The following is a 19,843-nucleotide window of genomic DNA, read 5'->3' on the forward strand; positions in this document are numbered from 1 at the left end:
TCAATTGGTCGTCAGCGCGGGGGTGTCTGCGGGTGCCGGCAGTGTGAAAGTCAAACAGGCGCCCCCGAGGGGCGAGTCGCTGGCGCTGAGCGCGCCGCCGTGCGCTTCGACCACCGAGCGGGCAATGGCCAGCCCCAGCCCCAACCCGTCGGGTTTGGTGCTGTGCAGCGGCTGCGACAGCTCCTCAATCGAGCGTCCTTGCAGGCCGATGCCGCTGTCGTGCACCCGAACGGTGACGGTGCCGGCAGCGGCGTCGTGTTCGGTGTCGATACGGATGTCACGTCGGGGCAGACCGGCCACCGCGTCCAGCGCGTTGCGCAGCAGGTTGATCAGAACCTGCTCCAACAGCACTTCATCGGCCTGCACCGACGGCAACGTCGGGGCCTGACGCAGCGTCACGCGCACCCCGGCGCGTCGGCACTCGGGACGCAGCAGCGCTTCGACGCGTGCGACGATGGTTGACACGTCCACCGCCTCGCGCTTGGGCTGACGCCGGGTCAAAAAGTCACGCATGCGCTGCACGATGCGCCCCGCCTCGCGCGTTTGCTCCGCTTGTCGCCGCAGCGCTTGCAGCACCTGCTCGTCGTGCACGCCGCGGCGCTGCAGCAGGTGCAGCAGCCCTTCGCTGTAGCTGGCGATGGCGGCCAGCGGTTGGTTGAGCTGGTGGGCCAGCGCCGAGGCGATTTCCGCAAAGCTGCTCAACCGTGCCTGGCGCGCCAGCGCTTCGCGGTGGCGCTGCTCGCGCTCCTCCAGTTGTTTGCGCGCGGTGATGTCGATGATCGACCCCATCCAGCCAATTTGGTGTCCGTGCGCGTCGCGCAGCGGGGACTCGTAGACCATGACCGTGATGCGTTGGCCGTCGGCGCGTTGCCACACCGCCTCAAAACCCTCGCGTGGCGCCAGGCCCTGCAGGTTGCGCGCGGTGCGGCTCATCAGCTCATCCACCGCCTCCGGTGGCCAGTAGGGCATGGGTGGCTTGCGGCCGATCAGTTCGTGCGCCGGGTAGCCGACCATCTCGCAAAACGTGCGGTTGACGTACAGCAGCCGACCTTCGGCGTCGCGGGCGCGCAGGCCCACCAGGGCGCTGTCCTGCATGGCGCTGCGCCAGGTGGCCTCGGTGCGCCAGGCGGCTTCGGCGCGGCTGACTTGCAGCACCTGTTGCCGCAACAGCCACGTGGCCAGCCCCATCAGGCCCAAAAAGCCCGCGATCAGCACCACCACCAGCGGCGACCACAGGCGTGGTGTGCGTTCGCGCAACGTCAGCTCCAGCGCCAAGCCGGGCAGCTCGTCGCCCAGGTCGATGCGGTAGCTTTCGTGTTCGGGCGTGACCGCCGGCACGGCGGCGTCGTCGGCCGAGGCGACGATTTGGTCCGTATGGTCGAGCAGTTGCACCACGTACTTGCGCGTGATCCACCACGGTGCGGCGTTTTTAAGCAGGCGTGGCAAGGCGTAACGCACCACCACCGTGCCTTGCGGCGGCGCGGGTGGCAGCACGTCGTCGCCGGAGCCTTGGGCGATGCTCGGGTAGGTTGCACTCAGGTGTCCGGACAGCCCAACGCGCGCCTCGGGCAAGCCCGTACCCCGGGGCGTGTCAGAAGGGAGCTGGGCGATCAGGCGGTAGTGACTGTCCAGCCACGTCACGCTGATCCACAGGCGTTGCAGGCCCGCTTGCACCTCCGGGTTGGCCGCCAGGGCGGCGGGGGTGGGCGCGGTGTTGTGCAGTTGCTCGGCCAAAGTGCGCACGCGCGAGCGTTCCACCTCCAGTTGCGCTTTGAGCTGGGCGCTGACGTTGAGCGCATCGGCGATCAGGGTCTGGCGGCGCTCCTCGGCGTCCCGCGCAAACCAGTACTGCGCCAGGGCCAGCACCGCCAACACGAACACCACGGCGGCGGCCACTGGCAGCAGCCACACCGCCCGCCCGGCGCGCGTCGTCGGCGGCGCGGGCAGGGCGGCTTCGATGGGGATAGGCGCAGCGGCCATGGTGCGAGTCTAGTGGCCCAAAGACTAGGGAAAACCCTAATTTTGGCGTCGGATGCGGGCAAAATGTGGATTTCCACAATCGCGTGGTTGCCCAGGGGCGCCCGATACTCGCGGCCGTTGGTTCATTCACCTACGCTGCAAGAGGAGTCTTCCCCCATGGCAACCATCACACGTCGTCGCGCCTTGGCGCTGGCCTCGGCCGTCACGTTGACCCTGAGCACCCCGGTGTGGGCGCAGGCGCCCATCGTCATCAAGTTCAGCCACGTGGTGGCGCAGGACACCCCCAAGGGCAAGGCGGCCGACTTTTTTGCCAAGCGCGCCGCCGAGCTGACCAAGGGGCGCGTCAAGGTCGAGGTGTACGCCAACAGCGCCCTGTACAAAGACAAGGAGGAAATGGAGGCGCTGCAGCTCGGGGCGGTGCAGATGCTGGCGCCGTCGCTGGCCAAGTTCGGGCCGCTGGGCGTCAAGGAGTTCGAGTTGTTCGACCTGCCGTTTATCTTTGACGACTACAACGAGCTGCACAAGGTCACCCAGGGCCCGGTCGGCAAGGCGTTGCTGGCCAAGCTGGAGCCCAAGGGCATCAAGGGGTTGGCGTACTGGGACAACGGCTTCAAGTCGTTCTCGGCCAATACGCCGCTGCGCAGCGTCGCGGACTACAAGGGCAAGAAGTTCCGCATCCAGTCGTCCAAGGTGTTGGAAGAGCAAGTGCGCGCGCTGGGCGGCATCCCGCAGGTGATGGCGTTTTCCGAGGTGTACCAAGCCCTGCAGACGGGGGTGGTCGACGGTACCGAAAACCCGATTTCCAACTTCTACACGCAAAAGATGCACGAGGTGCAAAAGCACCTGTCGCTGACCAACCACGGCTACCTGGGCTACGCCGTCATCGTCAACAAGAAGTTCTGGGACGGCCTGCCCGCTGACATCCGCAGCGAGCTGGAGCAGGCGATGAAGGAGGCCACCGACTACGCCAACCGCATCGCCAAGGAAGAAAACGACAAAGCGCTGGAAGCGGTCAAGGCCAGCGGCAAGACCACCGTGTATACGCCGACCGCGCAGGAGCGCTTGGCACTGAAAAAAGCCCTGGCGCCGGTGCACCTGAAGATGGCCGACCGCGCGGGCAAGGACACGCTGCAGTCGGTGTACCAGGTGACTGGCTTCGATCCCAACCAACTGTAAGTGCGCTTGCGGCGACGCGGGCCTGGCTGCCATGGCGGCCGGCCCGCGTTGTCGTATGGACGCAGGAGTGACGACCATGCAATGGCTCAATCGCCTGGAGGAGTGGCTCATCGGCACCTTGATGGCCGGCGCCACCCTGATCGTCTTCGTCGCGGTGCTGCACCGCTACGCCGCGGGCTGGCCGATTCCCGGCGTGCAGGATTGGCTGCTGACGCTCAACCTCGGTTGGGCGCAGGAGCTCACCATCATCATGTTTGTGTGGATGGCCAAGTTCGGCGCAGCGTACGGGGTGCGCACCGGCATCCACGTCGGGGTGGACGTGCTGATCAACCGTTTGCCACCGGCCACCCGCACGAAGTTCATCATCATCGGGTTGTCGGGGGGCGCGCTGTTCACCGCGGTGGTGGCCTGGCTGGGCGCGACGTTCGTGTGGGACAACGGCGCGCACCACTTCGTGGCACAACAATTCGGCTGGCCGGTGGATGACATCCCCGAAGGCCCCACCACGCCCGACCTGGAGTGGCCCACGTGGATGGTCTACAGCGCCATCCCGCTGGGCACGGGGTTGATGTGCTTTCGTTTTGTGCAGGTCTTGGTGACGTTCATGCGCTCGGGCGAATTGCCGCACCACGACCACGGGCACGTCGATGGGCTGCCCGATGAAGCACAAGCACCGCCGGTGGATTTCAACCCGTTTGCAGCCGACGACGACTTGCACCCGCGGCCGCCGGTCGACCGTCTGGGTTCGAAGGACAAGCAACCATGAGCGCGCTGATCATTTTTCTGATTCTGACGGTGTTGATGCTCACCGGCATGCCCATCTCGATTGCGTTGGGCTTGACGGTGCTGACCTTTTTGTTCGGCTTTTCGAACGTGCCGCTGGAGTCGGTGGCGCTCAAGCTGTTCACCGGCATCGAAAAGTTCGAGATCATGGCGATTCCGTTTTTCATCCTGGCCGGCAATTTTCTCACCCACGGCGGGGTGGCCAAGCGCATGATCCGCTTTGCCACCAGCATGGTCGGGCATTGGTACGGCGGGCTGGGTCTGGGCGGCGTGGTGGCGTGCGCGCTGTTTGCCGCCGTGTCGGGTTCGTCGCCGGCCACGGTGGTGGCGATCGGCTCGATCCTGCTGCCCGCCATGGTCAAAGCGGGTTTCCCCAAAAACTTCGGCGCGGGTGTCGTCACCACGTCGGGGGCGCTGGGTATTTTGATTCCGCCCTCGATCGTGATGGTGATGTACTCGGTGGCGACCAACACCTCGGTGGGGGCGCTGTTCATGGCGGGTGTGGTGCCGGGGCTGGCGCTGGCGGCGGTGCTGGGAGGCGTGACGTACTGGCGGGCGCGCCAATTCAACTACCCGCGCATGCCACGCGCCAGTTGGGCCGAGCGCTGGGCGGCGTTGCGTGAATCGATTTGGGGGCTGTTGCTGATCGTCATCGTGATGGGCGGCATTTACAGCGGCGTCTTCACCCCCACCGAAGCCGCCGCGATGAGCGCCGTGTACGCGTTCGTCGTGGCCGTGTTCATTTACAAAGACATGCGGCTGCGCGACGTGCCCAAGGTGCTGCTGAATTCGGCCAACATGAGCGCCATGCTGCTGTACATCATCACCAACGCGGTGCTGTTCAGCTTCATCATGACCAACGAGAACATTCCGCAGGCGTTGGCGGACTGGATGCTGGGACACGGGCTGGGGGTGATCACGTTCCTGCTGGCGGTCAATATCATTTTGCTGCTGGCCGGCAACTTTATGGAGCCGTCCTCCATCGTGTTGATCTTCGCCCCGATTTTGTTCCCGGTGGCGATGAAGCTGGGCATCGATCCGGTGCACTTCGGCATCATCATGGTGGTCAACATGGAAGTGGGCATGTGCCACCCGCCGGTGGGGCTGAACCTGTACGTGGCCTCGGGCATCACCAAAATGGGCATCACCGAGCTGACCGTGGCGGTGTGGCCGTGGCTGCTGGCGATGCTGGTTTTTCTGGGCGTGGTCACCTATTGGCCGTCACTGTCGCTGACGTTGCCCCGCATGTTGGGCATGATCTAAGCCGCCGGGGCGGGGCGGCGGCCGCCGCATCAGCCCCGCACCAACAGGCGGCGCAACTGCGGCCAGACGTTGTTGAGCATCGCCGGCTGGGCGTCTTCGTTGGGGTGGATGCGGTCGGCCTGAAAGAGCGCCGCGGCGCGCGGGCCGTCGGCCACCCCCGCCAGGAAAAACGGCACCAGCGCGGCTTGTTCTTCTCGCGCCACGTCGGCGTAGACGGCGCGAAACTCGGCCCGGTAGCGCTCGCCGTAGTTGGGCGGCATGTCCATGCCCAGCAGCAGCACGCGCGCGCCCGCGGCGCGGCTGGCGCGCACCATGGCGCGCAGGTTGTCGCGTGTGGTGCTCAGCGGCAGGCCGCGTAAGGCATCGTTGCCGCCCAGTTCGATGACGACCACGGCCGGCTGGTGCTGTTGCAGCAAGCCGGGCAGGCGCGAGCGGCCGCCGGCCGTGGTGTCGCCACTGACGCTGGCGTTGACCACCTGGGCGCGCACACCCTCGCGCTGCAGCCGCGCTTGCAACAGCGCCACCCAGCCGCTGCCGCGGCGCAGCCCGTACTCGGCGCTGAGCGAGTCGCCCACGATCAACACCACCGGGGCGGAACCTGCCGGGGCTGCCGCGACTCGCACACACCACAGCCCCGCCAGCCCTGCGGTCAGGGTTGCGCTAAAGTGGCGTCGCTTCACCTTCGCATCCTTTCATGTCCCACGCGCCCATCATCGAAGTCCAACACCTGTCCAAAACCGTCACCGACGCCGGTGGGGCGGCGCTGACCATCTTGCACGACATCGACTTTGCCGTGCAGGCAGGGCAGACGCTGGCCATTGTCGGGGCGTCGGGCTCGGGCAAGAGCACCTTGCTGTCGTTGATCGCAGGCTTGGATACGCCCAGCGGTGGCACGGTTCGCTGGTCCGGCACCGATATTTTTGCGCTGGACGAAGACGCGCGCGCCGCGCTGCGTGGGCAACGGGTGGGCTTTGTGTTTCAGAGTTTTCAGCTCCTGGCCAACCTGACCGCACTGGAAAACGTCATGCTGCCGCTGGAGCTGGCCGGGCGGCGCGACGCCCGCGACGCCGCCCGGCGCATGCTGGAGCGCGTGGGGCTGGCCGAGCGGCTGGGTCACTACCCGCGCGTGCTGTCGGGCGGCGAGCAACAGCGGGTGGCGCTGGCGCGTGCGTTCGTGGTGCAGCCCGCCGTGCTGCTGGCCGACGAGCCCACCGGCAGCCTGGACCACGCCACCGGCGCGCGCGTGATGGAGCTGATGTTCGAACTCAACCGGGAGCAGGGCACGACGCTGGTGCTGGTCACCCACGATGCGGCCATCGCGCAGCGTTGCCAGCGCCGGCTGACCATCGAGGCGGGCCGCGCGCGCGAGTGGGCCGAGGCGGGCGCATAATCGCGCCCCATGGCCAGCGATACCCGCGTTTTGTACGGCTTTCACGCCGTCGGTGTGCGCCTCAAGATGGCGCCGGACACCATTGTCGAGCTGTACGTCGACCCGCTGCGGCGCGACGCGCGCATGAAGCAATTTCTGGCGCGCGCCCACGAGGCGGGGCTGCGTGTCATCGAGGCCGACGGCGCGCGCCTGGCGGGTCTGGCCGGAGGCGGGCACCACCAGGGGGTGGTGGCGCGGGTGCGGGCGTTGCCGCAGGCGCGCACGCTGGACGACGTGCTGGACCAGCTCGACGCGCGCAGCCCTGAGCAGCGGCAGGCCGACCCACCGCTGCTGCTGGCGCTGGACGGCGTGACCGACCCGCACAACCTGGGGGCGTGCCTGCGGGTGGCCGATGGCGCCGGGGTGCACGCCGTCATCGCGCCCAAGGACCGCGCCTGTGGCCTCACCGCCACGGTGGCCAAGGTGGCCAGCGGCGCGGCCGAAACCGTGCCGTACCTGATGGTGACCAACCTGTCGCGCACCCTGCAGCAGTTGCAGCAGCGCGGGCTGTGGGTGGTGGGCACCGCCGACGACGCCCCGCGCACGGTGTACGAGCACGACTGGCGCGGTCCGCGCGTGCTGGTGATGGGCGCCGAAGGCAGCGGCATGCGCCCGCTGGTGCGGCGCACCTGCGACGAATTGGTCGCCATCCCCATGCGGGGGGCGGTGGAAAGCCTCAACGTCTCGGTGGCCACCGCGGTGTGTCTGTACGAAGCGGTGCGCCAGCGGCTGGCGCTGGGCTAAACCCAACCCAGCGCCCCCAGCATCGCGCCCGCCGCCAACAGCACCAGCAGGTGCAGCCGCGTGCGCCACACCAGCACGGCCACCGCCGCGGCCAGCCCCCACACCCGCCACGCGGTGGCCGCAGGGGTCGCGGCGGCGCCCAGCATCAACACGCCGGTGGCGGCCATCAACCCCAGCACCACCGGCGCCATGCCAAGCTGGAACGCCCGCACCGCGGGATGGGCGCGGTGCGTGTGCAGCCAGCGCGCGGCCGCGTAGGTCAGCAGCGAGGAGGGCAGCAACATCGCCCCCAGCGTGGTCAGCATGGCCAGCGCGCCCCATCCCCAGGCCGCCCAGCCCGCGCCCAGGCCACCGCTGGCGTTGACGCCCGCGTACCAGCCCATCAGCGCGACGAACAAGATGTTGGGGCCGGGGGCGGCTTGCGCCAGCGCAATGGCGCGGGCGAAGTCACCGTCGGACAGCAGGCCCGTTTGCAGCACCAGGTAGCGGTGCATGTCCGGCGCGGTGGTGATGGCGCCCCCGATGGCCAGCAGCGACAGGGTCAAAAAATGGGTGAACAGACCCCCAAGATCCAGCACGGGCAGCGGGGTCATCGCGAGCGCTCCGGCAAACGTCGGTGGCGCAGGCGCCAGGCGGTCCAGCCGCAGCCCAGCGTGCCCGCCGCCGCCAGCACCCCCACCAGGGGCCAACGTGCCCCCGCCACCCCCGCCAGTGTGGCGCCTGCCAACAGCGCGCAGCCGCCCCACCCCAGCGGGTGGCCGCGCAGCGCCGCCGTCAAGCGCAGCGCGGTGCCCAAAATCAACCCGGCGGCCACCACCGCCATGCCGTGCAGCGCGCCTTGCGCCCACGTGTGTTGGGCGATGTGGGCAAAGCCCACGGCCAGCGTCAGCAGCAGCACCAGCGGGGCGGTCAGCATACCGGCCAGCGCCGCCAGGGCGCCGCGCCAGCCGAAGTGCCGCCCGCCGATCATCAGACACAGGTTGACCACGTTGGGGCCGGGCAACAGTTGGGCGGCGGCCCAGTCCTGCACGAACTGCTCCTGCGTCAGCCAGCGGCGGCGCTCGACCAGCTCACGCTGCACCACCGCCAGCACGCCCCCAAAGCCCTGCAGCGCCAGCCACGTGCAGGCCCAAAACAGCGCCGCGGGTGAGCGCGGGGCCTGCGCGGCGCTGGCGTGCGCCGGGCTCACCGAGCCACCTCCGCAGCATGCCCGGGAAATCCCCGTTCACCGGCGCAACGGCGCGCCTCTACAATGCCCCCAAGGGTGTCACGCACACGCCGCGTGGTCGTGCTCGAATCCATTGTCGAGAGGAGTTTCGTTCGTGCAGTCATCCAAGGCTCAAGGCGCCGCCCCCGAGGAGCCGGCCAGCGCCGCCGGCGGGAGCAAGCCGGTGCGTGTGATCAAAAAATACCCTAACCGCCGTCTCTACGACACCGACTCGTCATCGTACATCACGCTGGGCGACGTCAAAGCGCTGGTGATGGCAGGCGAGCGCTTCGTCGTGCGCGACGCACGCACGGGCGAGGATTTGACGCGCGCGATTCTGCTGCAAATCATCCTGGAGGAGGAGACCGGCGGCGTGCCGCTGTTTTCCGAGCAGATGCTGGCCAACATCATCCGCTTTTACGGGCACGCGATGCAGGGCTTCATGGGGCACTACCTGGAGCGCAACCTGCAACTGTTTTTCGAGCTGCAGCAAAAGATGGCCGAGCAGGCCAAAGACGTCACGCCCGAGCTGTGGCAGCAGTGGCTGGCGGCGCAGTCGCCGCTGATGATGGGCAACCTGTTCGCCCAGTCGCAAAAAGCGTTTTTGCAAATGCAAGAGCAAATGCTGGGGGCGCTGACAGGCAAACGCACCCATTGAGCCCAGGGCAGTGGTGGCGGCGTGGCCGCGCCCAGGCCGCGCTTGCGGGACAATACGCCCATGAGCAACGCCACCACCGACGCGCCGGCGCGCACGCCCACCATTGGCTTTGTCAGCCTGGGCTGCCCCAAAGCGCTGACCGACGCCGAACTGATCCTGACGCGCCTGAGCGCCGAGGGTTACCGCACCAGCAAGACCTACGAGGGCGCAGACCTCGTCATCGTCAACACCTGCGGCTTCATCGACGATGCGGTGCAAGAAAGCCTGGACGCCATTGCCGAGGCGCTGCAGGCCAACGGCCGCGTCATCGTCACCGGTTGCCTGGGCGCGCGCACCGATGACCAGGGGAGCAACCTGGTGCGCGGGCTGCACCCGGCGGTGCTGGCGGTCACGGGGCCGCACGCGGCCGACGAGGTGCTGGACGCCGTGCACCGCTATGCGCCCAAGCCGCACGATCCCTTTGTGGACCTGGTGCCCGCGCCGGCCAACGCCATCGATGGCGTGGGCGTCAAGCTCACGCCGCGGCACTACGCCTACCTCAAGATCAGCGAGGGCTGCAACCACCGCTGCACCTTTTGCATCATCCCTTCGATGCGGGGGGACCTGGTCAGCCGCCCCATCGGCGAGGTGTTGACCGAGGCCGAGCGTCTGCTGGCCGGCGGCGTCAAGGAACTGCTGATCGTCAGCCAGGACACATCGGCGTACGGCGTCGATGTCAAGTACCGCACGGGCTTTTGGAACGGGCGGCCGGTGCGCACGCGCCTGCTGGAGCTGGTGCGCGAGCTGGGCACCCTGGCGCGCGCGCACGGCGCATGGGTACGGCTGCACTACGTGTACCCCTATCCTCACGTGGACGAGATCATCCCGCTGATGGCCGAAGGGTTGGTGCTGCCGTACCTGGACGTGCCGTTTCAGCACAGCCACCCCGACGTGCTGCGGCGCATGAAGCGGCCCGCCAGCGGTGAGCGCAACCTGGAGCGCATACGCGCCTGGCGCGCGGTGTGCCCGCAGTTGGTGATCCGCAGCACCTTCATCGCGGGCTTTCCGGGTGAAACCGAAGAGGAATTTGCGCACCTGCTGGACTTTGTGCGCGAAGCGCAGATCGATCGGGCGGGCTGCTTTGCCTACTCGCCCGTGCAGGGTGCGGCCGCCAACGCGCTGCCCGGCGCTTTGCCCGACGAGGTGCGCCAGCAGCGGCGCGCGCGCTTCATGGCGGTGGCCGAACAGGTGGCCGTGCAGCGCCTGCAACGCTTCGTGGGCGCCACGATGCAGGTGCTGGTGGACCGCGCCGACAGCCTGGGCAAAAAGGGTGGGGTGGGGCGCACCTACGCCGACGCGCCGGACATCGATGGCACCGTGCGTTTGCTGCCGCCCGACAAAGCCAGCAAGACCTACCGCAGCGGCGACTTCATCCGTGCGCGCATCGTGGCCGCCGAGGGACACGACTTGGTGGGCGTGCCGGTGTGAGCCGCCACGTGCGTGCGAGCCGGCGCAGGTCGCCATGGGCGGCCGGGGCGCCGGCACGCTCGGCCCGATGCGGCTGGGCGGGGCGCCTGGCAACAAAAAAGCCGACCTTGGTGGCCGGCTTATTGATACCATGATTTGGTGCCCAGGAGAGGACTCGAACCTCCACGCCTCGCGGCGCTAGTACCTGAAACTAGTGCGTCTACCAATTCCGCCACCTGGGCGTCTCAGGATTTGCAAATTGTAGCTGATTTTGCTTTGGTCGGACCGCGCGGTGACCGCGATATGTGGCATCATCGCGGTCGGGCCACCGCCGATGGCTGCCCGACGCTGGTGCCCAGGAGAGGACTCGAACCTCCACGCCTCGCGGCGCCAGTACCTGAAACTGGTGCGTCTACCAATTCCGCCACCTGGGCAACAGGTGAAGCCATAATCATACAACATCCAGCGGCCATGCGCCGCGTGCAAAGACAGCGTTTACGTGAGAGAAAAAAACACAGCCACCACCGTGGTGCATGAGATCGAAGGGGTGGTCGTTGGCCACCGTGATGGCCACGGCTTCGTCGTGCGCGACGACGGCCAGCCCGATATTTACCTGCCGCCCAACGAGATGCGCGCCGTGTTGCACCGCGACCGCGTGCGTGTGCGCATCGTGCGCCACGACCGCCGCGGTCGCCCCGAGGGGCGCGTGACCGAAATCGTGCAGCGTCCCCAGGCGCCGATCATCGGCCGTTTGTTGCAAGAAGGGGGGGTGTGGCTCGTGGCCCCGGAAGACCGGCGCTACGGCCAGGACGTGCTCATCCCCAAGGGCGCCACGGGGGCGGCGCAACCGGGGCAAATCGTCGTGGTGGAGCTGACCGAGCCGCCGGCCCTGTACGGCCAGCCCGTAGGGCGGGTGACGGAGGTGCTGGGCGACATCGACGACCCCGGCATGGAGATCGAAATCGCGGTGCGCAAGTACGGCGTGCCGCACCAGTTTTCCGAGGCCGCGCTGGCCGAAGCGCGCGCGCTGCCGGACAAGGTGCGCGCGGTGGATCGCCGCGGCCGCGTCGACCTGACCGATGTGCCGCTGGTCACGATCGACGGCGAGGATGCGCGCGATTTCGACGATGCCGTGTACTGCGAGCCGGCGCGCGTGGGCCGGGGCAAAGGCTGGCGTTTGCTCGTGGCCATCGCCGATGTCAGCCACTACGTGCGCAACGGCTCGGCGCTGGACATCGACGCCTACGACCGCGCCACCAGCGTGTACTTTCCGCGCCGCGTCATCCCGATGCTGCCGGAAAAGCTCTCCAACGGGCTGTGTTCGCTGAACCCGGGCGTGGACCGCCTGTGCATGGTGTGCGACATGCTCATCGACGCCAAGGGGCAGGTGCAGGCGTACCAGTTTTACCCCGCGGTCATGCACAGCCACCAGCGCTTCACCTACACCGAGGTGGCCGCCATCCTGCAAAACACGCGCGGCCCCGAGGCGCAACGCCACGCCGCGCTGGTGCCGCACCTGCTCAACCTGCACGACGTGTACCGGGCGCTGTTGGCGGCCCGGCAGGCGCGCGGCGCGGTGGACCTGGAGACGGTGGAGACGCAAATCATTTGCGACGAAGCCGGTCGCATCGAGCGCATCGAGCCGCGCACGCGCAACGACGCCCACCGTCTGATCGAAGAGGCGATGCTGGCGGCCAACGTCTGCGCGGCCGAGTTCATCGCCAGCCACCAGCACCCCTGCTTGTACCGCGTGCACGAGGCGCCGTCGGCCGACAAAGTCGAGCTGTTGCGCGAGTACCTCAAGGCCGTCGGGGTGGCGGTCAACGTGCCGGACCAGCCCCGCCCGCGGGACTTCCAAGCCATTTCCCAGGCCACGGCCGACCGCCCCGACGCCGCGCAAATCCACCAAATGCTGCTGCGCTCGATGCAGCAGGCCATCTACTCGCCGCACAACGTCGGCCACTTTGGCTTGGCGTTCGAGGCCTACACGCACTTCACCAGCCCCATTCGACGCTACCCCGACCTGCTGGTGCACCGGGTCATCAAGGCCATCCTGAAAGGCGAGCGCTACCACCTGCCGGCGCTGCCGCTGCCGGGCGAGGCGCAGGCCAAGCTGGCCAAGCGCATGCAGGAGCGTGGCAGCTCCGAGGCGATGACGCGCACGCGCGGTCGCCCCACCGACGAGGTGCTGGGCTGGGAAGCGGCCGGTTTGCACTGCAGCGGCAACGAGCGCCGTGCCGACGAAGCCAGCCGCGACGTCGAGGCGTGGCTCAAGTGCAAGTACATGCGTGAGCACCTGGGCGAGGAGTTCGCCGGCACGGTCAGCGCGGTCACGAGTTTCGGCCTGTTCGTCACGCTCACCAGCCTGTACGTCGAAGGGCTGGTGCACATCACCGAACTGGGGGGCGAGTATTTTCACTACGACGAGCGGCGCCAGGAGCTGCGGGGTGAGCGCACCGGCGTGCGCTACACGCTGGGCACGCCCGTGCGGGTGCAGGTCAGCCGGGTCGACCTGGACGGCCGGCGGATCGACTTCCGCCTGGTGCGCGACGAGGACGACGAGGCCGCAGCACCCCCCCGCGGCGCCGCCGAGCCGGGGCGAGACGGGGGGCGTGGGGCGCGCCGCGCGGCGCCCGCCGGCCGGGCGCAGCCGTCGCGCAAGGCAGGCCAAGCTGCCCCAGCGGGCCGCGAGCGGGGTACGTGCCGCGGCGGGGCTGGGGCACAATCGGAGCCGGCGCGCCCGCGCCGTGGCCGCTCCGGTGGCCGCCGCTGAGGGCCGGCGCGCCACGCCAATCCGTTCGGTGGGTCTGCCATGCGCATCGTGCTGTTTTTGCTCGACACGTTGTTTTTTCTGTTGGTGGGGGCGGCGCTGCTGCGCGGCTGGATGAACACGCGCCGCATCCGCATGCAGCAGCAACCCGGGCCGTTTGTGATCGCGTTGACCGACTGGATCGTGCAGCCGATGCGGCGCAGCCTGCCGCGCGCCTGGGCGCAGGCCAACACCGACTGGGGCAGCCTGTTGGCGGCGTTGCTGCTGGCGCTGGCCTACGCGGGTGTCGTGCACGCGTTGCTGGACGTGGGGCATGGGGCGTACTGGATCAGCATCCCGCTGCTGGCGCTGCAGTTTGTGCTGCGCACGGCGCTGCAAGGGCTGATGGTGCTGCTGTTGGTGTACGCCGTGCTCAGTTGGGTGCAGCCGTACGCGCCGCTGATGGGGGCGTTGCAGCGCTTGCTGGAGCCGCTGTTGGCGCCGCTGCGGCGCGTCATCCCCACCGTGGGCGGCGTGGATCTCACGGTGCTGGTGTTGCTGATCGCGCTGCAGGTGGCGCTGATGCTGCTGGGGTGAGGGCGGCGCTACAGCACGCCGTCGAACATCAGCACGTCGACCTCGTCGCCCACGGCCACGTTGCCTTGCTCGTGGTGCAGCACGATCAGGCCGTTGGCCTGCACCATCGAGCTGAGCACGCCCGAGCCTTGTTGACCCGTGGTGCGCACGCTCAAGGTGCCGTCCGGGCCGCAGGTGACGACACCGCGCTGGTATTCGGTGCGGCCGGGCTTTTTGCGCATCGGCTCGGCGCTGCGCGCCCGCAACGGCACACACGGCGCCACCTGTGCCCCCATCAGGCGCAGCAGCGCGGGCCGCACGAAGACGATGAACGTCACCATCGCCGCCACCGGGTTGCCTGGCAACCCCAACAGCAGCGTCGGCGGGCGCTGCGGGTCGCTGGGCTGCAGCCGTCCCACCGCCATCGGGCGCCCGGGGCGCATCGCGATGCGCCAAAACACCACATCGCCCAGCCGGCGCATCATCGCCTTGGTGTGGTCGGCTTCGCCCATGCTGACGCCGCCGCTGGTGATGACGGCGTCGGCCCGCGCGGCGGCGTCGCGAAACGCCGCTTCCAGCGCCACCGGGTCATCGGGCACCACGCCCAGGTCGATGACCTCCACCCCCAGGCGGTGCAGCATCGCGGTGATGGTGTAACGGTTGCTGTCGTAGATGGCGCCGGGGCGCCACGGTTGCCCCAAGGAAAGCACCTCGTCGCCGGTGGAGAAGTACGCCACGCGCGCGCGTCGCACCACGTTGACCTGCGGCAGCCCAAGGCTGGCCACCAACCCCAGCGCGGCAGGCCCCAGCCGCTGCCCGCGGCGCAGGGCGGGTTGGCCTTGGGCCAGATCCTCGCCACGCAGGCGACGGTGCTCGCCCGGGCGCACGGCGCCAGCCGGCACCTCGATCCAATCGCCGTGCTCGTCGCGTCCGGCGCGCACCATTTCCACTGGCACCACCGTGTCCAAGTCCGCCGGCATCACCGCGCCGGTCATGATGCGCACGCACGCTTGCGCTGGGATGGGGGCGTCCCAACCGGCTTGACCGGCGTAGCAGACGCCCACCACGCGCAGCCGGGTGGAGGCGGTGGTGGCAAGTTCCGCGCCGCGCAGCGCGTAGCCGTCCATCGCGGCGTTGTCGTGGGGCGGCACGTCCATCGGGCTGATGACGTCGGCCGCCAGCACACGTTCGCGCGCGGCGGCCAGCGGCACGGTTTCGGCGTCGGCGATGGGCTGCACCAGCCGGTCCAAAAACGCCCCCACCATGTCAGCGGGCAGGGCGTGCGGGTCGTAGCCTTGCAGTTGGGCGGCAATCTGCTCCAGGGTGGCGGTCATCGTCATGCACAGGAACCCGAGGCGCTGGCGCGCTGCAGCGCGTGCAGCTCCTGCAGGGTGTTGAGGTTGGCAAAGGCGTGGGGGTCGTCGCCAGGGCGGTCGAACGGCACGTCGACGCAGCGCACGCTGCGCAGCCAGGTGTCGATCTTGCGTCCGCCCTCGCGCAGGTAGGCGTGCAGGCGGGGCAGCAGGTGCACGCCCAGCAGGCAAAACACCGGCTGCGGCCGCACGGCGCCGTCGTCTTCGGGCGCGGCGGCCATGGCGGCGTCGGCGCGCGCGTCGCTGGCCGCCTGCGCCAGCCGCTCGGCCAAGTCCAGCGGGAACTGTGGCGAGTCGCACGGCACCGTCAGCACCCACGGCGTGTCGGCGTGGGTCAGTCCGGTCAGCATGCCCGCCAGCGGGCCCACAAAACCCTCCACGACGTCCGGCCACACCGGCACGCCCAGCGCCTCGTACGCAGCCAAGTTGCGGTTGGCGTTGATCATGCAAGGACCGACCCAGCCGCCGCGCTGCTGTTGCAAGCGCAGCAAGGCGTGCAGCGCCAGCGGCATACCGTGCAGGGTTTGCAGCCCTTTGTCAGCGCCGCCCATGCGGCTGCCGCGGCCACCGGCCAGCACCAGTCCGGTGAGGGCGCCTGGCTGCGGTGCGGTCCAGTCGGCGTCAGCGGGGATGAGGTCAACCACCGATGTAGCTCATTTCGATGCGCCGCGCGCTGCGGCGCGTTTCCGGAGGCAGCGTGGCGCGGATTTCGGAGTAGCGGTCATGCCGCCCCTGCCATATCGCCGCGATGGCGCTGGCCAGCTCGGCGTCGTCGGCGCCGCCGCGCAGCAGCGCGCGCAGGTCGTAGCCACGCTCGGCGAACAGGCACAGGTACAGCCGCCCTTCGGTGGACAGGCGGGCGCGGTTGCAGTCACGGCAAAACGCCTGGGTGACGCTGCTGATGAGGCCGATTTCACCCAGTGCGGGGTCGTGCTGGCCGTGCGCGCCGGCGTAGCCCCAGCGTTCGGCCGTCTCACCCGGGGCGCTGGGTTGCAGCGGCACCAGAGCAAAGTGCTGCTGCAGGCGCGCCAGCACCTCGGCGCTGGGCAGCACCTCGTCCATGCACCAACCGTTGGAGCTGCCGACATCCATGTATTCGATGAAACGCAAGACGATGCCGCTGCCGCGAAAGTGGCGCGCCATCGGCACGATCTGGTCGTCGTTGGTGCCGCGTTTGACGACCATGTTGACCTTGATCGGCGCCAACCCCACCGCCAGCGCGGTTTCAATGCCGTGCAGCACGGCACGCACCGGAAAGCCGACGTCGTTCATGCGCTGAAACACGTCGTCGTCCAGCGCGTCCAGGCTGACCGTGACACGCTGCAGCCCGGCGTCGCGCAACGCGCGGGCCTTGCGCGCCAACAGGCTGCCGTTGGTGGTCAGGGTCAGCTCCGGCGCTTGGCCGTCCACCGTGCGCAGCGCGGCGAGCTGCTCCACCAGCCGCTCGATGTTTTTGCGCAGCAGGGGCTCGCCCCCCGTCAGGCGGATTTTGCGCACGCCATGCGCCAGAAAGACCTTGGCCAAGCGGGTGATTTCTTCGAACGTCAGCAAATCGCCATGCGGCAGGTAGGGGTAGTCGTTGCCGAACACCTCCTTGGGCATGCAGTAGCTGCAGCGGAAGTTGCAGCGGTCGGTGACGCTGATGCGCAGGTCGCGCAAAGGGCGCTGCCGGGCGTCGAACAACGCACCCGTGGCGACGATGGGACGCGCGGGGCGCGGCGCAGGCAGCGCCGACAAGCGCTGGTCGTACAGAGGGATGACGCGTTCGGCCATGGTGCGCTAGATTATCGCCAGCGGCAAGTCCCCATGGGCTCGGGGTTTGCCCGCACAGTGTACCCGAGGAGTGGCGATGGCGATTCGACGCAGACCCTGGTTGGTGACGGCGGCCGCCGCCGTGTGCGCGCCGTGGACGGTGCGGGCGCAGCCGGCCGATGCCGTGGAAGCGGAAAAGCGCGCGCCCCCGCTGCCGGCGCTGGGGCAGGTTTGGTCCGTGCCGCCGATGGAGCTGCTGGATGGCGGTCGCTTCGAGCCCCGCAGCGCCGACGGGCAGGTGTTGGTGCTGTACTGGTGGGCCTCGACATGCCCGTTTTGCGCCGTGACCACCCCGCACCTCAACGCGTTTTGGCAGCGGCACCGCCAACGCCCGGGCTGGCAGTTGCTGACGCTGTCCATCGACCGCACGCGCGAGGCCGCGGTGCGCTACCTGCAGCAGCGCGGTTACGCGTTTCCCGTGGCGTGGGTGACGCCCGAGGTGCAGCGCCTGATGCCCAAGCCTAAGGGCCTGCCCATCACGCTGGTGCGCGGACGCGATGGCCGCATCGTCATGGCCGAGCGCGGTCAGCTCTTTGCCGAGGACATCGAGGCCATCGCGCAGTGGTTGTGACTCAGGCCAACAGGGGCACGATCAACAACGCCACGATGTTGATGATCTTGATGAGCGGGTTGACCGCCGGGCCCGCGGTGTCCTTATAGGGGTCGCCGACGGTGTCCCCGGTCACGGCGGCTTTGTGCGCGTCCGAGCCCTTGCCGCCAAAGTGACCGTCCTCGATGTACTTCTTGGCGTTGTCCCATGCGCCGCCGCCGGTGCACATGCTGATCGCGACGAACAGCCCGGTGACGATCGTGCCCATCAGCAAGCCGCCCAGGGCCACCGGCCCCAGCGCCACGCCGACGACGATCGGCACCACCACCGGCAGCAGGCTGGGCAGCATCATCTCTTTGATGGCGGCGGTGGTCAGCATGTCCACGGCGCGGCCGTATTCGGGTTGCGCACTGCCGTCCATCAGGCCGGGGATTTCGCGGAACTGGCGCCGCACTTCCTCGACCACGCTGCCCGCGGCGCGGCCCACGGCCTCCATGGCCAGCGCGCCAAACAGGTACGGAATCAGGCCGCCGATGAACAAGCCCACGATGACCATCGGGTCCGACAAATCGAAGCGGCTGCCGTGGCCGACGGTCTCCAGCTTGTGGGTGTAGTCGGCAAACAGCACCAGCGCCGCCAGCCCCGCCGAGCCGATGGCGTAGCCCTTGGTCACGGCTTTGGTGGTGTTGCCCACGGCATCCAGCGGGTCGGTGACGGCACGCACGCTGGAGGGCAGCTCCGCCATTTCGGCGATGCCGCCGGCGTTGTCGGTGATGGGGCCGTAGGCGTCCAGCGCCACCACGATGCCGGCCATGCTCAACATCGCCGTGGCGGCCACCGCCACCCCGTACAAACCGGCCAACGCGTACGACACGATGATGGCCACGCACACCGCCAGCACCGGCCACGCGGTGGACTTCATGCTCACCCCGATGCCGGCGATGATGTTGGTGGCGTGGCCGGTGGTCGACGCCTGCGCGACGTGGCGCACGGGCGCGTAGTCGGTGCCGGTGTAGTACTCGGTGATCCACACCATGGCGGCGGTCAGCGCCAGCCCCACCAACGCCGATGCCCACAGACGCCACTGGGTGCCGCTGGCGGCGATCGCGTCGTCCGGGATCAGCCACACGGTCACACCGTAAAAGGCGATGGCGGACACCACGCCCGCGACGATCAGGCCTTTGTACAGCGCGGGCATGACGTTTTTCATCTCGGGCGTGGCGCGCACGAAGAAGGTGCCCACGATCGAGGCCAGGATCGACACCCCGCCCAGCACCAGCGGGTACAGGCTGGCCTGCACCGGCGCCGCCGTCACCAACAGCGCCCCCAGCACGATGGTGGCGATCAGCGTCACCGCGTAGGTCTCGAACAGGTCGGCCGCCATGCCGGCGCAGTCGCCGACGTTGTCGCCCACGTTGTCGGCGATCACCGCGGGGTTGCGCGGGTCGTCTTCGGGGATGCCGGCTTCCACCTTGCCCACCAGGTCGGCGCCCACGTCCGCCCCCTTGGTGAAGATGCCGCCCCCCAGCCGCGCGAAGATCGAGATCAGCGACGCCCCAAACGCCAGCCCGATGAGCGGCTGCAGCAGGGTGCTCAGCTTGCGGTCCGGCGTGAGCTGGCCGTTGCCGACCAACAAGCCGTACAACGCCGCCACGCCCAGCAGCCCCAGCCCCACCACCAGCATGCCGGTGATGGCGCCGCCACGGAACGCCACCTCCAGCGCCGGGGCGATGCCCTTGGCCGCGGCCTGCGCCGTGCGCACGTTGGCACGCACCGACACGTTCATGCCGATGAAGCCGCACGCGCCCGACAACACCGCGCCCACGACGAACGCCATGGCCGTGACGCCGTCCAAAAAGACGCCGATCAGCACCGCCAGCACCACGCCGACGATGGCAATCGTTTTGTACTGCCGGGCCAGGTACGCCGCGGCGCCGGTTTGCACCGCCGCAGCGATGGCTTGCATGCGCGGGTTGCCGGGGTCTTGCCCCAAAATCCATGCGCGCGCCCACAGCCCGTAGGCCACGGCCGCCAACGCACACACGATGGCAAATATCAACGCGGATTGACCAACCATACCGATGTCTCCTGCCTGTG

At 68.7% G+C, this 19,843-nt stretch carries 18 protein-coding genes and 2 tRNA genes; 10 read left to right on the plus strand and 10 right to left on the minus strand.

What is annotated here, in order from left to right:
• Complete coding sequence (locus EDC36_RS01260) at positions 1 to 1,980, minus strand: sensor histidine kinase (RefSeq protein WP_132961430.1); 1,980 nt, start codon at positions 1,978 to 1,980, stop codon at positions 1 to 3.
• A gap of 156 nt (positions 1,981 to 2,136) precedes the next feature.
• On the opposite strand from EDC36_RS01260, the gene EDC36_RS01265 reads away from it, so the two are divergent.
• The 3 genes from EDC36_RS01265 to EDC36_RS01275 all read left to right on the plus strand — a co-directional run bounded on the left by EDC36_RS01265 (position 2,137) and on the right by EDC36_RS01275 (position 5,202).
• Positions 2,137 to 3,156, plus strand: coding sequence for a TRAP transporter substrate-binding protein (locus EDC36_RS01265; protein ID WP_132961431.1), 1,020 nt, complete (start codon positions 2,137 to 2,139; stop codon positions 3,154 to 3,156).
• 76 nt (positions 3,157 to 3,232) lie between these two features.
• Complete coding sequence (locus EDC36_RS01270) at positions 3,233 to 3,922, plus strand: TRAP transporter small permease (protein ID WP_132961432.1); 690 nt, start codon at positions 3,233 to 3,235, stop codon at positions 3,920 to 3,922.
• Complete coding sequence (locus tag EDC36_RS01275; RefSeq protein WP_132961433.1) at positions 3,919 to 5,202, plus strand: TRAP transporter large permease; 1,284 nt, start codon at positions 3,919 to 3,921, stop codon at positions 5,200 to 5,202. Before EDC36_RS01270 ends, EDC36_RS01275 begins: the two co-directional genes overlap by 4 nt.
• A gap of 29 nt (positions 5,203 to 5,231) precedes the next feature.
• On the opposite strand, the gene EDC36_RS01280 is transcribed toward EDC36_RS01275, so the two are convergent.
• Positions 5,232 to 5,882 (minus strand): arylesterase, encoded by a 651-nt coding sequence (locus tag EDC36_RS01280; RefSeq protein WP_132961434.1) that lies wholly within the window; start codon positions 5,880 to 5,882, stop codon positions 5,232 to 5,234.
• A gap of 14 nt (positions 5,883 to 5,896) precedes the next feature.
• Here EDC36_RS01280 and EDC36_RS01285 point away from each other — a divergent pair, with 14 nt between their 5' ends.
• Entirely contained in the window at positions 5,897 to 6,592 is a 696-nt protein-coding gene (locus EDC36_RS01285) for an ABC transporter ATP-binding protein (RefSeq protein ID WP_132961435.1), read from the plus strand.
• A gap of 9 nt (positions 6,593 to 6,601) precedes the next feature.
• Positions 6,602 to 7,375: a 23S rRNA (guanosine(2251)-2'-O)-methyltransferase RlmB gene (gene rlmB, locus EDC36_RS01290; RefSeq protein WP_132961436.1), complete on the plus strand. Its 774-nt coding sequence runs from the start codon at positions 6,602 to 6,604 to the stop codon at positions 7,373 to 7,375.
• Here the strand turns inward: rlmB and EDC36_RS01295 are convergent.
• Together EDC36_RS01295 and EDC36_RS01300 are read right to left on the minus strand one after the other, a co-directional pair.
• Positions 7,372 to 7,968, minus strand: a complete 597-nt coding sequence (locus tag EDC36_RS01295) for a chromate transporter (RefSeq protein ID WP_132961437.1) — start codon at positions 7,966 to 7,968, stop codon at positions 7,372 to 7,374. The two genes, rlmB and EDC36_RS01295, sit on opposite strands and share 4 nt — an antisense overlap.
• Complete coding sequence (locus EDC36_RS01300; RefSeq protein WP_132961438.1) at positions 7,965 to 8,564, minus strand: chromate transporter; 600 nt, start codon at positions 8,562 to 8,564, stop codon at positions 7,965 to 7,967. The genes EDC36_RS01295 and EDC36_RS01300 overlap by 4 nt, the downstream gene beginning before the upstream one ends.
• A 133-nt stretch (positions 8,565 to 8,697) precedes the next feature.
• Between EDC36_RS01300 and phaR the strand changes: the two genes are divergently transcribed.
• Together phaR and rimO are read left to right on the plus strand one after the other, a co-directional pair.
• A complete protein-coding gene (gene phaR / locus EDC36_RS01305) occupies positions 8,698 to 9,240 on the plus strand; it encodes a polyhydroxyalkanoate synthesis repressor PhaR (protein ID WP_132961439.1) in 543 nt (180 codons plus the stop codon).
• Between the two features lie 60 nt (positions 9,241 to 9,300).
• Positions 9,301 to 10,707 (plus strand): 30S ribosomal protein S12 methylthiotransferase RimO, encoded by a 1,407-nt coding sequence (gene rimO, locus EDC36_RS01310; RefSeq protein ID WP_132961440.1) that lies wholly within the window; start codon positions 9,301 to 9,303, stop codon positions 10,705 to 10,707.
• Positions 10,708 to 10,843: 136 nt separating this feature from the next.
• Here rimO and EDC36_RS01315 read toward each other — a convergent pair.
• Positions 10,844 to 10,928 (minus strand) — tRNA-Leu (locus EDC36_RS01315).
• A 107-nt stretch (positions 10,929 to 11,035) separates the two neighbouring features.
• Positions 11,036 to 11,120, minus strand: a tRNA-Leu gene (locus tag EDC36_RS01320).
• 65 nt (positions 11,121 to 11,185) lie between these two features.
• Between EDC36_RS01320 and rnr the strand changes: the two genes are divergently transcribed.
• Both rnr and EDC36_RS01330 read left to right on the plus strand, forming a co-directional pair.
• Complete coding sequence (gene rnr, locus EDC36_RS01325) at positions 11,186 to 13,459, plus strand: ribonuclease R (protein WP_243646413.1); 2,274 nt, start codon at positions 11,186 to 11,188, stop codon at positions 13,457 to 13,459.
• 39 nt (positions 13,460 to 13,498) lie between these two features.
• Positions 13,499 to 14,032, plus strand: a complete 534-nt coding sequence (locus tag EDC36_RS01330; protein WP_132961441.1) for a YggT family protein — start codon at positions 13,499 to 13,501, stop codon at positions 14,030 to 14,032.
• Between the two features lie 8 nt (positions 14,033 to 14,040).
• On the opposite strand, the gene moeA is transcribed toward EDC36_RS01330, so the two are convergent.
• From moeA to moaA, 3 genes are read right to left on the minus strand one after another with little or no spacing between them, the layout of a single operon-like run.
• Complete coding sequence (gene moeA / locus EDC36_RS01335; protein ID WP_132961442.1) at positions 14,041 to 15,351, minus strand: molybdopterin molybdotransferase MoeA; 1,311 nt, start codon at positions 15,349 to 15,351, stop codon at positions 14,041 to 14,043.
• Positions 15,348 to 16,028, minus strand: a complete 681-nt coding sequence (gene mobA / locus EDC36_RS01340; protein ID WP_260680266.1) for a molybdenum cofactor guanylyltransferase MobA — start codon at positions 16,026 to 16,028, stop codon at positions 15,348 to 15,350. Before mobA ends, moeA begins: the two co-directional genes overlap by 4 nt.
• Positions 16,021 to 17,157 carry a GTP 3',8-cyclase MoaA gene (gene moaA, locus EDC36_RS01345; protein ID WP_132961443.1) on the minus strand — a complete coding sequence of 379 codons (1,137 nt, stop codon included), beginning with the start codon at positions 17,155 to 17,157 and terminating at the stop codon, positions 16,021 to 16,023. The genes mobA and moaA overlap by 8 nt, the downstream gene beginning before the upstream one ends.
• Before the next feature lie 76 nt (positions 17,158 to 17,233).
• Here moaA and EDC36_RS01350 point away from each other — a divergent pair, with 76 nt between their 5' ends.
• Entirely contained in the window at positions 17,234 to 17,767 is a 534-nt protein-coding gene (locus tag EDC36_RS01350; protein WP_132961444.1) for a TlpA family protein disulfide reductase, read from the plus strand.
• 1 nt (position 17,768) lies between these two features.
• Here the strand turns inward: EDC36_RS01350 and EDC36_RS01355 are convergent, their stop codons facing one another.
• Complete coding sequence (locus tag EDC36_RS01355; RefSeq protein WP_132961445.1) at positions 17,769 to 19,823, minus strand: sodium-translocating pyrophosphatase; 2,055 nt, start codon at positions 19,821 to 19,823, stop codon at positions 17,769 to 17,771.
• Between the last annotated feature and the right edge of the window lie 20 nt (positions 19,824 to 19,843).

Source organism: Tepidimonas ignava, from assembly GCF_004342625.1.
Taxonomy (GTDB): domain Bacteria; phylum Pseudomonadota; class Gammaproteobacteria; order Burkholderiales; family Burkholderiaceae_C; genus Tepidimonas; species Tepidimonas ignava.